Raw genomic sequence first — 14,985 nt, 5'->3', positions numbered from 1 at the left:
ATCTCCATAAAAAATCATGCATTTGAAATCAATGAGCAATAGAATTTAATAAACTTTCAAGTTGATGAAGTAAATTTTCTTCATCGTGATTGATACTTTTAAAAACATGGGCAATTGCCATTGAAGTATGAAGTATTTTTTGCTGGGTTTCCTTATCAAATAAAGTTTTATGACTCAGAGCAAAATCTTTAAAATCATTAAACGCATCCTTTGAATCATAGCGATTGTCTTCCAACCATTCAAAAACAGCTTCTACCTCAAATACTAAATCCGTATTAAATTCGTCAACGGGATCATCTTTTTCTTTCCAAATGGTGTTGATCTCCTGATGCAACATCTGCAATTCCTGCTTTTTCACGCGACCATCTGCATTTGCAATCGCATAAAAAAGATAGGCTAATTTCTCATAAAACAGTTCCGGTTTCGTCATGGGATGTATTAATTAAAAAGTAGGATGCCTACTCTCCAGGCATTGTATTCGTAATCTTTTGATTTATTAAACAAGGTACTAAGATCATAATTAAATCCGATATGAATTCTATTGTAACCAATTGAAGTACTTATACCATAAATCGTCTTTGTAAAGTCATAATTTTTATCAAGAATTAAATTTGCTTCTTCTTTATTAGCCGTTTTAAATTCAAGAGATTGTTCATGGCTGGTTAAAAATCCAACATAGCCTCCCAAATTGACCGCAAGTTTTTTCTTTTTGAATTGCAGTCCAACCGGAATTCGTAAATAGCCTAAATGAATGGTTGATTCTTCATAATTTGGAACTGAATCCGTACGAAAGATAGCTTCATCACCTGAAGTAGTTAAGATTTGGACTTTATCCGTTTGTGTAAAATGCCTTCTATCGAATCCAATTCCATAATATACAGAAAAAGGACCTTTATTCTTACCCAATTTTGTTTGCAATAAAATATCAAATTCTCCAAACCAATTAAATGAAGATCCCGTTTTAAATTCGGGGTAATTTATCGCTGCATTTTTAGCACCTTGACTGAGTCCATTCCAATACATCCCGTAACGCAACTTAAATCCAGTTCGACGTCCGGATCCGGTAATCAAACTCATGGGATTCATTGGAGCTTTAAATTCAGGCATTTCGGGCATTGTTTCCGGAACGGTATCTTGTTGACCTTGATAGACTGCATCCACCATAGCTCCCAGTGGTGGTGTTGGCGGTGGTGCTACCGTTTCCTCTGTATTAAAATAATCCAACCGGGCATAATTATCATAATTGGAATAAGCTAATGAACTTAACTGCGTTAATAATTCGCCACTCATTTCTACAAACTGAAGCGTGTCAATTCCCCCTCTGCTCATCAATCGTTCTAAATTTCTAAGGCTGTCTGAAAGCTGAAATAAATCCTTGTTTGCATCTCTTAAAGATTGTAACGGATTTTGAGCCTGCACCAGGCAAGTTCCAAATAAGAATAGACAATAAATTAGATTTTTCATGAAGGACAATTAGTATTTAAATTGGATACAAAATTGAAAAAATATAAATTAAAAACGAATATACTCTACAGGATTCACAGTTTGACCTTTGTACCACAATTCGAAATGCAAATGCGGACCATTGGTCAGGGTCCCGGTATTTCCTATAATAGCAATGGCCTCTCCGGCTTTAACCCGTGATCCTGTTTTTTTTAGCAAGGCTGAATTGTGCTTATACATGCTTACTAAATTGTTGCTGTGCTGAATGGCTATGGTATGTCCATTTTCTATAGACCAATCGGATTGAATTACAGTTCCTGACAAGCAGGCTTTAATAGGTGTATTTTTTGGCGCGATGATATCGACTCCTAAATGGCCTTTGGCAGGATCGTATGCGGCCCCTAAGGGACCCCGTATTGGGCTAACAAAATTCAGGTCCGTAAAACTTTCCCGTTCACTGGTTTTCATGTTTACCGGACTGGCTTGGGCCCGATTGCCACTATTTTGTGTTTTTGATCGGGCTTCAAGGGCCTGATTGGTTTCAAATTCAGCTCGTAACATGCTGTCTTCCCGCACTTTAGGTAATGGTTCAGGTTTTTCCTGCTTGATATGGATGTTTTTTGTAACGTCATCCGTGGTTTCAGGATTTCCAGTTAAAATACGCTGAACGCTCTGAATATAGGTATCCCGCGCTTTCAACTCCTCTTCCATGCCACTAATCTTTTTTTCCAGCTTTATAAATTCACTCTGTGAACGTAGATCCCCGTATCCGGGAACGTAGCGTTTGATCGGACTAAAGGCAATTAATAAGAAGAGGAGGATGCCCAGGCCCAATAGGAGCGTGCACACCAATAAATAGATATTTTGAAGGGTTAAGCGGTAATTTGCCGTTTCTTCGAAGGTTTCTTCATTGCGTATAATAATTAAGAATTTCTTCTCCAAATGTTCCCGGACCCATTTCTTCGTTTTATTCCAGTCAAAAGCCATCCTTAAAAGTAATTAATTTACAATAAATTTGCCCAATTTTAGTTATAGTAGACATTCCCCGGAAATTCATGAGTTATTCAAGTAGAGTCCTTTGTAGCATTGTTTTTATTTGCCTGTTATTGTCAAATTCCTGTGTCACCCACAGAAAAAAAGGGCATACCTCCGCCTTAGGCCGGTTTTATCACAACACGACCGCAAAATACAATGGATATTTTAATGCCAATGAAATAATGGACGAATGTTTATTGGAAATTGATCAATCTTATAAAGACAATTACAGTAAAACACTTCCGGTCTTTACCTACATCGCTACTGAAAGTGTAGACCCTCAAAAATCAAAACTGGATAAAGCAATTGAGAAAGTTTCAAATGTTGTGTTCTCGCATCGTGTCAGTCATTGGGCTGATGATTGTTATCTGGTTCTTTGCAAAGCGCAATTTCTTAAAAAGGATTATGAAACTGCTGAAAGTTCGTTTCGTTTTTTTATCGAAGAATTTGACCCGATAAAAAATAAAATTAAAGCAAAAAAAATTAAGGAAAATACCGTAAAAGAAAAGAAAAAAGATGCAGAGGATTTAAAAAAAGAACGTAAAAAAGCAGCCGAACAAAAAGCAAAAGAAAAAAAGCAATTACAAAAAGATCGGGCTAAAGCCAAAAAAAATAGTTCAAAAAATAGTAAAACAAAAACCACTACAACTACTCCATCAACTCCAGTTGAAACCAAACCACAAGCACTTAAGAAAACGGATTCCGAACTAGATAAAACCAATAAAAAAATTACCAATGAAGGTTCCTGGTTGGTACCACATTATCCAGCTTTTTGGGAAGGATCGATTTGGGCTGCAAAAAATTTAGTCGAACGTGGAAAACCATTTGAAGCAGAACAATTATTAAAACGGGTTGAATCTGATCCATTAGCTCCTAAGAAATTAAAAGGTGAATTGTATGCATCCTATGCTGATTTATATTTAAAAACGGGTAAACAGGAGAAAGCAATTTTAGCTTTGAAAAATGCTGTTGAACATACTAAAAAGAAGCGAATCAAAGCGCGTTATGCATTCATTCTTGCACAGCTTTATCAAAAAGAAAATCGCCTGGAATCTTCCAATACCTATTTTAAACAATGCATGGATTGGAAACCGGGTTATGATTTAGCATTTCATTGCAGAATGAATTTATTGTTGAATGAAGCGGCAGAAGGTGCAGATCCTGAAAAAATTGTCGCCGGCATTGAATCGCTTTTAAAAGATCCAAAAAATAAAGATTTTCAAGGGGAATTGTATTACGCTTTAGGATTGATCAGTTTAAAAAATAACAAAAAACCTGAAGCTCTCGAACAGTTTAATCTAGCATTGCAAGCGCCAAATACAGGCAATTCACAAAAAGCAGATGTCTACAGTAAATTGGCCGATATCTATTTTGATGATCAGGATTACCTTAAAGCCAAATTATACTACGACAGTACCTTAACGATGCTGGGTAAAAATGATGAACGCCGGATTAAAGTTTCCAGATTGGTTGCAAACCTGGAAGAAATAGCCCAACATTTACAGCAAATTGCATTGCAAGACAGTTTATTAAAGATATCAGGACTTTCAGTCAAGGACAAACGTGCATTGGCAATCCAACTTAAAAATGCACGCAAAGCAAAAAATGCAGAGCCAAATGCAAACAATCCCAATCGGGATTTGCGAAATCGTTTTGCAGAAATGGAAGCTTTGTCAAACGGTCCGTTTAATCGAGAAATGGAGAAAAAAGCCGATGCCAAAAAACAAACCAGCAGCTTTTTTGCATACGATCAACGATCTATCAATCGAGGTCGCTCTGAATTTGAACAGATATGGGGAAGTCGGACTTTAGAAGACAATTGGCGTCGTAAAAACAAAAATACCTTTTCAATAAATGAAATAAAGGTTGAACGTACAGAAGAAGAATCTGATACCCTGGAATCCGATTTAGCGCAAATTTTAAGTACGATTCCTGATAGTCCGGAAGAAATCGCAATGGCAAAAAACAAAATTGCAGAGTCTCTCTATGCTTTAGGCATTTTGTACCGCGAAAAACTTGAAAATTATCCTAAGTCAACAGGCAGCTTAAAAAAATTGTTGGAAGCCTATCCAAAACACGAGCGACGGATTGATGCCCTCTATTATTTATATTTAAATTGCCTTGATCTGCGGGATCAGGCTTGTGCAAATTCGTATTCCGATCAAATTATTTATGAATTTCCAGGAAGTCACTATGCAAAAATTTTATCTGATCCGGAATATGTAAAAAGTTTATTGGCAAAACGGGATGAGATTTCAAATGATTACATCAGTGCCTACAAATTGTATTCTGATAAAAATTTTGCGGATGCATACAGTGCGTTACAAATTTTAAAGAATAAAATTAAACCACCCCATGTCCTAGAAGCAAAGGTTGCTTTATTGTCAGCTTTATGTTTAGGCAATACGCAAGGCAAAGATGTTTATATCAATGCATTGCGTGATGTTGTCGCGAATTATCCGTCTTCTGCCGAAGAAGTAAAAGCAAAAGAAATTCTTCGGTTTTTAAAAGGAGACCAGGATGCATTTATAGAAATCAGTCAAAATACATTGGATCAAACCAATTTTAAATTAGAAGATGATAAAATGCATTTCGTATTGATCGTACTATTTGATCCTCAAGATAAAGTAGTGGATAAAGCAAAAATTTCTATTTCTGATTATAATCAAAATTACCACAAACCGGAAAATTTAAAAATGACCAGTGTTGAATTGGATATTGAAATTAATCAGCCATTAATCCTCATCAGAAAATTTGATACCCGCTCTGCAGCTATGAAATATTATGAAGGCATTCAACGCAAACCAAAAGAATTTATCACCGGATTTGATAATTGGGAATCTTTTGTCATTACACAAAACAACTATCGCGAAGTATTACGCCTCAAAACCCTGACTGAATACAAGAGCTTTTTCAAGAAAAATTATTTAGAAGGAAAGTAGTTGCTTGAGGGAAAAGGCTAAATAATTCTGCAATCCTATAATTTTGCTATCCTGCAATTGGGGCAAGAGGCTAGAGGCTAGAGGCTAGAAGCTAGAGGCTAGAGGCTAGAGGCTAGAGGCTAGAGGCTAGAGGCTAGAGGCTAGAGGCTAGAGGGGAGAAGACCATGGAACCATTTGGAATATAGACTATAGACTCCTCTATTCAGCTCGTCATCGCTATGGTTGCCATACTGATAACAACTTGTTCAGCTTGCTGTAAAGTCAATGCACAAGACTCCAGAGTTGCGCCTGTAGTCAAAATATCATCAACTAATAAAATGTGTCTTCCTTTAATCAAATCCGGTCGTTGCAATTTAAAAGCGGACTGGATGTTTTGATTTCGTTCAATTCGGTTTTTAGTGGTTTGAGTAATGGTTTCTTTGGTACGAATTAAAATATCTTCTCGGGTAGGGCATTCTAAGGATTCGGAAAGTCCAATGGCAAATTGGGCACTTTGGTTATAACCCCGTTGATTTTTTCTGTTTGGGTGGAGTGGCACCGGAATGATATAATCCAGATTCTTAAAATTTGCTGCGTTTTTTAATAAGGTTCCAAAATGTTGACCAATTCGGATCCCGATTTCATATTCTCCGCGATATTTTAACAGTTCCAATGCTTTTTGAACCTTGGAGCCTTTTGAATAATAATACAAGGAGGCACCTGCAACTAAGGAAATTCTTCCTTTGAAGTGATTCGTAAATTCATTTTCAGGCCTAAGGTGCATTTGGGTGGGGTAAACCTGGTATTGACAAGTCAGGCAAAAGAGCTCCTCCCGAGCATGTGTTCTCCCGTCACAAGCAATGCACAAATTTGGATAAAGTAAATCCAAAAAACAATTGAAAGCATGAGGAAGATCCTGTTTGAAAAACGACAGATCCATAATAGGGTGTTATAAATTATTAGATCAGAATAAATTATATAATGTTAAATAATTTATCTGAAAGAAAATTTAAGAATCTATCCTTCTTGTAAAAAGTAAGCTTGAGAAATAAAAAATCCCGACCACGAATGGCCGGGACCTTCAAACAAAACGAAAAACCAACTTTATAGAAAGCTACAAATGGCTACCTATTTCTTTTATAACATTTTCTTGATTTTGACGGGTATCTCTTTTGCCTGACCATCCCGGATGATCTTGGTATAGAGTGTCTCACCAATCTTGGACAAAGCTACAACTTTTTGTAAATCTTCAACAGTTTTTACAGGCTTATTATTTATTTCAACGATCACATCGTTTGGAAGTAATCCTGCAAATTTAGCCGAACCTTTATCCTCTAATTCTGTAATTACAACGCCGTAATCAACATTTAAGTTCAATTCTTTTTTAATTTCTTCATCAACATTTACAACACCAACTCCAAACCGTCCGCGATCAAAACTTCCAGTGTTTATAAGCTCTTTAACTATTTTAGACATGAGGTTGGATGGGATGGCAAAGGAATAGCCGGAATAGTACCCCGTTTTAGAAGCAATGGCCGAATTAATTCCCACCAAACGACCTTGTACATCTACGAGCGCACCCCCGCTATTGCCTGGGTTCACTGCGGCATCGGTCTGTAAATATTCTTCAATTCCCGGTGGGTTTGTTTGGGTTTTCCGCTCAAATGGATTGTAATAGTTTTCTTCATTTTGCTGATCCAATAAATTTAAATCCCGGCCTTTTGCACTCACAATTCCGGCGGTTACCGTTGAGGTAAGGTATCCAAAAGGGTTACCTACTGCAAGTACCCATTCTCCCACTCTTAATAAATCTGAATTGGCAACCTGCAGTACCGGAAGATTGCTTGCTTCTATTTTCAAAACAGCTAAATCCGTTCTGGGATCTGTACCTACTTTCTTTGCTTTAAATTTTCGTCCATCTTTTAGAATGACTTCTATGTCATCGGCAAATTCAACTACGTGATTATTGGTTACAATGTATCCATCGTTGGAATAAATCACGCCACTGCCACTACCTTTTTTCTGTTGATAAAAAGGTGCCCCAAAGCCAAAACTTCTTAAATCAAATTCCTGAAAAAAGGGGTTGTTGCCAAACGGATTGTTCTGATCCATTTTTTGCCGCGCCAGTTTCTCACTTTCCTGGGCATTAATCTGTACCACTACATTGAGTGCTTTATCCGCAGCATCTGAAAAATCAGGTCCAACCGGAACAGCCAGGCTAGAATTTACCGCATGGACCATTGAATTCGATTCCGGTAAATCAGATGGTGTTTTTTGAAGCCAAATAAATACCGCCATGACCAAAAGGCCTCCTGTAATACCTGCTAAGAAAGGGTGGATGTATTTTTTCATACGTATTGTTTTTGCGTTACAAATTTAAAACGTGAACAGGCCTTGATAGGTCTTAATAAATTTCAGTTTAACATGGATTTAACGCTCGGAGGAAGGATGGAAGTCTGAAGATTTTGGATTAAAACCTATTAAGCTGTTAAGCTAACAAGCTAATAAGCTGAAAAGCTGTTAAGCTGTTAAGCTGTTAAACTGAAAAGCTGTTAAGGTTGATGCAAGGTACGTGTGATTCGAATTGATCATTAATTTGCATCCAAAATTTCTTTTGGCTTTTTAGCTATTTAGCTGACAAGCTGTTAAGGTTGATGCAAGAAAATTTTATTAGCTTATTAGCTTGTTAGCTTATTAGCTTGTCAGCTTAACAGCTTCTTAATTTCAGACTTCCCTTTCCATACCATATTCACGTTCCACTTTGCAAATTCGCAAACGATACGATTGATACCAACGTTTGCGTCCTTCGGTTTGTGCTAAAAGATGTTCTTCATTTTGCTTCCATTTTTTAATGGATTCTAAACTATCCCAATAACTTACTGTGATCCCAATTCCATCCCGGGCACTTTCATGTCCGAGATATCCTTCTTGTTTCTTTACCAGCTCAAGCATTTTTTCTGACATGGCTTCATACCCTTCTATATCATCGGATAGATAGGAACTAAAAATGACCGCGTAATAAGGCTTAAAGGAATTCATGTAGCGAGGTATTTTATTTCTCCAAATTTAAATTCACGCCGTTGCTGTTTGTTATCTATTAGGATAATCATGCCGGAAGGATCTACTTCCTGGATGATCCCATGTAGCGTGCTTCCATCGAATAAAACAAATTCAGTTGAAATTCCCTTCAGATATAAAATCTCATTGTATCGTTTTAACATATCATCCCAAACTGCGTCTTCGGTTTCCTGTATATTTCTCAATAACTCCTGGCGTAGCTTAATCACCAGAGACTCCCTTGAAATGGATTTTCCTGTTTCAAGTTGGATTGAACTTGCATTCAAACTTTGTGGAAATTCGGTTTGATTTACATTGATTCCTATGCCCACAACGGATCCCTGAATCTTGCCGGCCTTTAGGTTGTTTTGAATTAAAATTCCGGCTATTTTATGGGTACCTGAATAAATATCATTGGGCCATTTGATCCGAAGCCGGGGTAAGGAAAATTGTTCCAAACTATCAACAATTGCAAGGCTGCTTGCCAAATGAAGTCGAAAAATCTGCTCCAGCTCGATGTGATGCGGATAAATTATAAAACTGGCTAAAATATTTTGTCCGGCAGTACTTTGCCAAAATCTGCCATATTGGCCTTTTCCATCTGTCTGATAGTCAGTTATAACTAAAAATCCATGCTCTGGATTGGTTTTTGATAGTAGATCCGATGCAAGCCGATTGGTTGAATCAATTTGATATTCATATATATGTGGAAATTCAAATTCCATCCTTTATAGAAAACTTGTATATATTATAAATTGTTTATATATTTACTTTATCTTAAATTTACCCTACACATTGCCACGTACTAAAGCCATTACCTCCGATTCTGCAAAAAATACTGCAGAACTTATTGCCTTAATTATTGACAGCATCACAGATATCAAAGGTAAAAACATCGTCCAATTAGACCTTCGGCATTTACCGGATGCCCCAGCCAGTTATTTTATAATTACCGAAGGAGAAAGCAGTACCCAAATAAAAGCAATTGCAGGCAATGTTGAACGTAGAGTGAAAACGGAAATGGGACAGCGTGCCCATTCTGAAGGACAAATCGGTGCTCGTTGGGTGTTGGTTGACTTTTTTGACGTAGTGGTCCATGTGTTCGATAAAGACACCCGGAAATACTACGAACTCGAAGATTTATGGAGTGATGCAAAGTTTACTGAGTACAAGAATATCTAATAAAAGCAACTAATTGAATTTATAATCGTTATTAAATTTCAGCGTAACATAATAGAAATTAATGGAACAACAACCCACTCCCAATAATAATCCGAATAAAAAAAATAATGAAGGCTTCAATGCGTATTGGATTTACGGGATCATCTTATTGATCATCATCGGCGTAAATTTATTTTACATGGTATCTCCAGGCAAAGGAAATATTAATTCCATTCGCTTTGAAGACATGGCAACCAAAGGGGATATTGAAAAAATTGAAGTAGTCAATTTAAAACAGGCTTACGTTTATTTAAATAAAGATGCTATCAATAAAGAAGAATACAAAGACAAACTCAGTTCTTCTTTAGGTGTCAGACCTAATTTTTATTTTAACATTGGACCTGCAGAAAAATTTCAGGAAAAGATTGATAAATACAACGAACATCTTACCAATAAAATAAGTATCAGCTACGAAGAAAAACAAAACTGGTTGGGACCCATCCTGTCTTTTGTTGTACCCTTTCTAATCATTCTTGGTATCTGGATGTTTTTAATGCGTCGTGTTGGAGGCGGTGGATCAGGACCCGGAGCGCAAATTTTTAATATTGGTAAATCGAAAGCGACCCTATTTGAAAAAAATCAAAATACCAATGTGACTTTTGCCGATGTAGCTGGATTGGAAGAGGCAAAGGAAGAAGTCATGGAGGTTGTTGATTTTTTAAAGAATCCAAAAAAATATACCGCATTGGGCGGCAAGATTCCTAAAGGAGTTTTATTAGTCGGACCTCCCGGAACCGGTAAAACGCTCCTGGCAAAAGCTGTAGCGGGTGAAGCGGGTGTTCCATTCTTTACGATCTCAGGTTCTGACTTCGTAGAAATGTTTGTAGGGGTTGGTGCGTCTCGTGTACGGGATTTATTTCGTCAGGCTCGTGAAAAAGCGCCTTGCATCGTTTTTATAGATGAGATAGATGCAGTAGGCCGTGCCCGTGGAAGAAATACATTCCAGGGCGGAAATGACGAGCGGGAAAACACACTCAATCAATTGTTGGTGGAAATGGATGGATTTAGTACCGATGCCGGTGTTATCCTTATGGCTGCTACCAACCGACCGGATGTGTTGGATTCTGCTTTATTGCGTCCCGGACGTTTTGATCGCCAGATTGGCATCGATCCACCAGATTTAAAAGGCCGTGCAGAAATATTTAAAGTCCATTTGAAAGCTTTAAAACTGTCTCCTACCGTAACGCCGGAAGCACTCGCAGAAATGACTCCGGGTTTTGCCGGTGCTGATATTGCAAACATTTGCAATGAAGCCGCCTTAGTTGCTGCCCGTCGGGATAAAAAAGAAATTGACATTGATGATTTCAATTATGCACTGGACCGGGTGATTGGTGGATTAGAAAAGAAAAACAAATTGATTTCTCCTGAAGAAAAAGAAGTTATAGCCTATCATGAAGCTGGTCATGCAATTATAGGATGGTATTTAAAATTTGCATCTCCCTTGGTTAAAGTAACCATTGTCCCACGTGGCTTGGGTACCCTAGGTTATGCACAATATTTACCTAAAGAAGAATACATCACAAGAACGGAAGCGCTTTTAGATCGCATGTGCATGACCATGGGAGGTCGTGCATCCGAACGAATTGTTTTTGATAAAATATCAACCGGTGCACAAAGTGATTTAGATCACGTAACTAAAATGGCTTACAGCATGGTCAGTGTATTTGGATTGAATGATAAAGTTGGAAACGTATCTTATTATGGCTTGTCACAGGAAGGATTTCAAAGACCCTATAGCGATGAAACAGCTCGTATCATGGATGAAGAAGTTCGCAAGCTGATCGAATCTCAATACAGCCGGGCACAAGAATTGCTTAAAGAAAAACGCTCGGAATTGGAAATACTGGCACAGGAACTTTTGAAGAAAGAAGTACTTCATAAATCAGATGTTGAACGTTTAATTGGTCCTTCTCCATATCATAAAGACAAATCATCCGAACCCATTCCACACAGCGGACAACATGTTTCAGATGAAAAACCGGTAGCGGAGAAAGAACCTGAAAAAGAAGTATGATCCAGGTTTTTCATGCTGACAAGCGGAGCTTCGTCATGTATGAAAAACCGGTAGCGGAGAAAGAACCTGAAAAAGAAGTATGATCCAGGTTTTTCATTATAAAAAAAAATAAATGAGAATGATTTTAGATGCTTGGTGGGTTAGAGTATATGCCATCTTAAGAGCCGTGCATTTTGCTTTTTAGGTGTCCACTTAATGAAATATCTTCATCCAAGGCTGGCCAATGAATTCCATATCCAGAAGGGGAAATTATAAAATTATTTCTATCCGCTTCGGATGCACTTGATAGTCTACCAGATACTTCTTTTACATTCCAATTGTATTTTATCCCATCTGCTATGACAATGAAAATGTCTCCATTAAATGAGACAGAAGTAATTTTTGGAACATCTAATATTTCCATGATCTATTTTTTAAAACAAGTATTCCAATCTTATACAATATAATCAAAATGTTCAAAAATTATTTGGGGCTTTGCACGCCACTAACAAATCGATTCCCTTTTATATAAAATCGGTATGGCAAATGAGCCGAATCTCCGGATGATTCAACCCCAATCCGTTTTGAAATTCCAATTTGTGAATCTGAATACATTTGATTTGATTCAAACAACTGAATAGGACTTTTTCTATCATACAATTTTGTTGCATTTAAATTTTGTGTAATTCCCATGGCTTGACTCAAACTACCGGGTCCTTTTGTGATGGTGTGTTTTAGGGATGATATTCTTCTTCGAATGAGCATGTGATCCAATCCATCCAGGGGTTCAAGAGCCCGTATCAAGACAGCATGCGGAATTCCTTCAACCGCAGTGATTATGTTAAACAAATGATGAATTCCATAACAAATATATACATAGGCATGGCCACCTTCCATAAACATGGTGCTGGTTCGAGGAGTCCGTCTGTTATTAAAAGCATGTGAGGCTCTGTCTTCAGGTGCTTTGTAAGCTTCTGTTTCAATAATGATTCCTGAAGTTATATGATTATCCACCTTTGATACAAGTATTTTTCCCAATAAACTTTTTGCCAGTCCGACGACATCCGGGCTTAAATAATATTCTCTGTCAATGAGTTTCATTGCTACAAAATTAACTGGAATCCATGTATTCTATGAATGATTAACTTTGTTAAAAATTAATTTGCGCACCATAATTTATAGTTTATCAGGGATGTTGGTATTATACTTAATACTGACCTTGGTACATACTAATAAACCCCTCCAAAAAATAAAAGGGATCAGCATGGTTGCTCCTCCGGAGGTTTTTCCTGAAGATCCGATGCCCTCAATAAAAAACACCGGTGCAAATTGGATTGCGTTGATCCCTTATGCATTCTCTTCTCCTCAAAAACCGGAAGTCCGATACCATGGACTGGATTGGCAATGGTGGGGCGAACGGGAAGAAGGGATTCGTGAAAGCATTCGTTTAGCGAAATTGCAAAACATGCATGTGATGTTAAAACCACAGGTGTACATTCATAAATCCTGGGTAGGCAGCATGGATTTTCAATTAGAATCCGATTGGTTGATATGGGAACACGATTATCGTGATTACATCTTAAAATTTGCCAAACTCGCTGCAGAATTGAATGTAGAAATGTTATGCATCGCTACAGAATACAATATCGCAGTAATCAAACGGGAATCCTTTTTTAGAAAACTGATTCTTGAAATAAGATCCTTGTATAAAGGAAAATTATGTTACAGTGCAAATTGGGATCACTACTCAGAAGTCCCAATTTGGGATGCATTGGATTATATTGGAATTAGCGCATATTTTCCATTAACTGAACAACAGACACCAACGGCCATTGAACTCAATAAAGCCTGGCAGAATTATCTAAATCATCTGGAAAGTATTTCCAGAGAACTCAATAAACAAATTCTGTTTACAGAGTACGGCTATCTGAGTGTTGATGGAAGTGGTGGAAAAGGATGGGAAATTGAAAAAAATATTGAGGCTTACTCCGTCAATCAACTGACTCAAGCAGCTGCTTACGAAGCATTATTTAAAAATCTATGGGAACATGACTGGTGGGCAGGTGGTTTTTTATGGAAATGGTTTCCTAATGGACAAGGACATGAGGGTTATCCTGAAAAAGATTATACACCCCAAGGGAAAGCTGCTGAAAGGGTATTGAGGTCCTGGTATTCCAGGTAATTCGCATTTCAATTTAAAGTAGAATTCTGCCAGAATCCTTTACTTTTGCAAAAATTATAATTTGACGCCCTAATTTTATTGCATCTATTATAAAGTTTCCAATATGAATTTAGAGAATAGTAAAGTAGTTGTCATCGGAGGCAGTGGTTTTATCGGCAGTTTTGTTGTTCAGGAATTGTTAAAACATCCCGTTGCTGAAGTGGTCATCTATGATAATTTCACTCGGGGAAAAAAAGAATATTTAACAGATTCACTTAAAGATCCACGTTGCAACATCTTTTCACATGGCGGTGATATCCGGGATGTAGATATTTTGGATGCTGCATTAAAAGGAAAAGATTATGTAATTTGTTTGGCTGCTATGTGGCTTCTGCATTGCAAAGATTATCCCCGGACCGCATTTGAAGTCAACATTGCCGGAACCTTTAATGTATTGGAAGCATGTAAAAAATAATATTAAAAAATTAATATGGTCTTCATCCGCATCCGTTTATGGTGATGCAGTCGAAATCCCAATGACTGAGTCACATCCCTACAACAACAAAAATTTTTATGGTGCGACAAAAATAGCAGGCGAAGCGATGTGTACAGCCTATAACGATCGTTATGGTTTGCAGGTTATTGGTCTTCGCTATATGAATGTGTATGGTCCTCATCAGGACCAAACTGCTGCATATACAGGAGTCATTCCAATCATGCTCAATAAAATTGATGCCAACGAACAACCGATAATAAACGGTGATGGTTCCCAGGCTTATGATTTTATTTATGTTGAAGACGTTGCCCGTGCCAATATCTGCGCGCTGACAAGTGAAACTCCCTTCGGCTTTTATAATGTCGGTACTGAAATCCAAACATCCATTCGCGAATTGTGTGACACCATTCTTAAATTAAAACAATCTGATTTAAAAGTTCAATACAAACCTTATTCAGCAGATGATGCGCGAGCCTTGGTTCAAAATAGAATCGGATCCAGACAAAAAGCAGAATCCGATCTTGGATTTAAATACGCTATTGAATTAGAAGAAGGATTGAATAAATTGATTGAATGGCGTAAGAAAAATGAAGAATTAAAATTAAGAATTAAGAATTTAATCATGAAACATTTTTCGAAATTAACTTTTTCTTAATTT

At 37.3% G+C, this 14,985-nt stretch carries 13 protein-coding genes and 1 pseudogene; 5 read left to right on the top strand and 9 right to left on the bottom strand.

Going from position 1 to position 14,985, the window contains the following annotated elements; all coding sequences use genetic code 11:
• Nucleotides 1–28: 28 nt before the first annotated feature.
• The 3 genes from IPK91_10680 to IPK91_10670 are packed head-to-tail and all read right to left on the bottom strand — an operon-like array spanning nt 29 to nt 2,430.
• Nucleotides 29–430: a TerB family tellurite resistance protein gene (locus IPK91_10680; GenBank protein MBK8297720.1), complete on the bottom strand. Its 402-nt coding sequence runs from the start codon at nt 428–430 to the stop codon at nt 29–31.
• Between the two features lie 8 nt (nt 431–438).
• The gene (locus IPK91_10675; protein MBK8297719.1) at nt 439–1,464 is read right to left on the bottom strand and encodes an outer membrane beta-barrel protein; all 1,026 of its coding nucleotides are present in this window, start codon (nt 1,462–1,464) and stop codon (nt 439–441) included.
• A 48-nt stretch (nt 1,465–1,512) separates the two neighbouring features.
• Nucleotides 1,513–2,430, bottom strand: a complete 918-nt coding sequence (locus IPK91_10670; GenBank protein ID MBK8297718.1) for a M23 family metallopeptidase — start codon at nt 2,428–2,430, stop codon at nt 1,513–1,515.
• Between the two features lie 68 nt (nt 2,431–2,498).
• On the opposite strand from IPK91_10670, the gene IPK91_10665 reads away from it, so the two are divergent.
• Complete coding sequence (locus IPK91_10665; protein ID MBK8297717.1) at nt 2,499–5,420, top strand: hypothetical protein; 2,922 nt, start codon at nt 2,499–2,501, stop codon at nt 5,418–5,420.
• A gap of 202 nt (nt 5,421–5,622) precedes the next feature.
• Here the strand turns inward: IPK91_10665 and IPK91_10660 are convergent, their stop codons facing one another.
• The 4 genes from IPK91_10660 to IPK91_10645 form a co-directional block, all read right to left on the bottom strand.
• Nucleotides 5,623–6,339: a ComF family protein gene (locus IPK91_10660; GenBank protein MBK8297716.1), complete on the bottom strand. Its 717-nt coding sequence runs from the start codon at nt 6,337–6,339 to the stop codon at nt 5,623–5,625.
• Nucleotides 6,340–6,536: 197 nt separating this feature from the next.
• Entirely contained in the window at nt 6,537–7,751 is a 1,215-nt protein-coding gene (locus tag IPK91_10655; GenBank protein ID MBK8297715.1) for a trypsin-like peptidase domain-containing protein, read from the bottom strand.
• A 372-nt stretch (nt 7,752–8,123) separates the two neighbouring features.
• Complete coding sequence (locus IPK91_10650; protein ID MBK8297714.1) at nt 8,124–8,438, bottom strand: antibiotic biosynthesis monooxygenase; 315 nt, start codon at nt 8,436–8,438, stop codon at nt 8,124–8,126.
• Nucleotides 8,435–9,181 carry a biotin--[acetyl-CoA-carboxylase] ligase gene (locus tag IPK91_10645; GenBank protein ID MBK8297713.1) on the bottom strand — a complete coding sequence of 249 codons (747 nt, stop codon included), beginning with the start codon at nt 9,179–9,181 and terminating at the stop codon, nt 8,435–8,437. Before IPK91_10645 ends, IPK91_10650 begins: the two co-directional genes overlap by 4 nt.
• A gap of 88 nt (nt 9,182–9,269) precedes the next feature.
• Between IPK91_10645 and rsfS the strand changes: the two genes are divergently transcribed.
• Both rsfS and ftsH read left to right on the top strand, forming a co-directional pair.
• Nucleotides 9,270–9,638, top strand: coding sequence for a ribosome silencing factor (rsfS, locus tag IPK91_10640; protein ID MBK8297712.1), 369 nt, complete (start codon nt 9,270–9,272; stop codon nt 9,636–9,638).
• Between the two features lie 61 nt (nt 9,639–9,699).
• Nucleotides 9,700–11,691, top strand: a complete 1,992-nt coding sequence (ftsH, locus tag IPK91_10635; GenBank protein MBK8297711.1) for an ATP-dependent zinc metalloprotease FtsH — start codon at nt 9,700–9,702, stop codon at nt 11,689–11,691.
• A gap of 157 nt (nt 11,692–11,848) precedes the next feature.
• On the opposite strand, the gene IPK91_10630 is transcribed toward ftsH, so the two are convergent.
• On the bottom strand, nt 11,849–12,094 hold the full coding sequence (locus IPK91_10630) for a DUF2442 domain-containing protein (GenBank protein MBK8297710.1): 246 nt from the start codon (nt 12,092–12,094) through the stop codon (nt 11,849–11,851).
• A gap of 59 nt (nt 12,095–12,153) precedes the next feature.
• Nucleotides 12,154–12,771, bottom strand: a complete 618-nt coding sequence (locus IPK91_10625) for a DNA-3-methyladenine glycosylase (GenBank protein ID MBK8297709.1) — start codon at nt 12,769–12,771, stop codon at nt 12,154–12,156.
• 61 nt (nt 12,772–12,832) lie between these two features.
• Here IPK91_10625 and IPK91_10620 point away from each other — a divergent pair, with 61 nt between their 5' ends.
• Both IPK91_10620 and IPK91_10615 read left to right on the top strand, forming a co-directional pair.
• Nucleotides 12,833–13,852 carry a hypothetical protein gene (locus tag IPK91_10620; GenBank protein ID MBK8297708.1) on the top strand — a complete coding sequence of 340 codons (1,020 nt, stop codon included), beginning with the start codon at nt 12,833–12,835 and terminating at the stop codon, nt 13,850–13,852.
• Nucleotides 13,853–13,955: 103 nt separating this feature from the next.
• Nucleotides 13,956–14,982, top strand: a pseudogene (locus IPK91_10615) (NAD-dependent epimerase/dehydratase family protein).
• Nucleotides 14,983–14,985 lie beyond the last annotated feature (3 nt).

This window comes from Saprospiraceae bacterium, assembly GCA_016712145.1.
Classification (GTDB): Bacteria; Bacteroidota; Bacteroidia; order Chitinophagales; family Saprospiraceae; genus Vicinibacter.
Note: the sequence above shows the minus strand (reverse complement) of the source record. Positions and strands in the feature narration are given on the sequence as shown.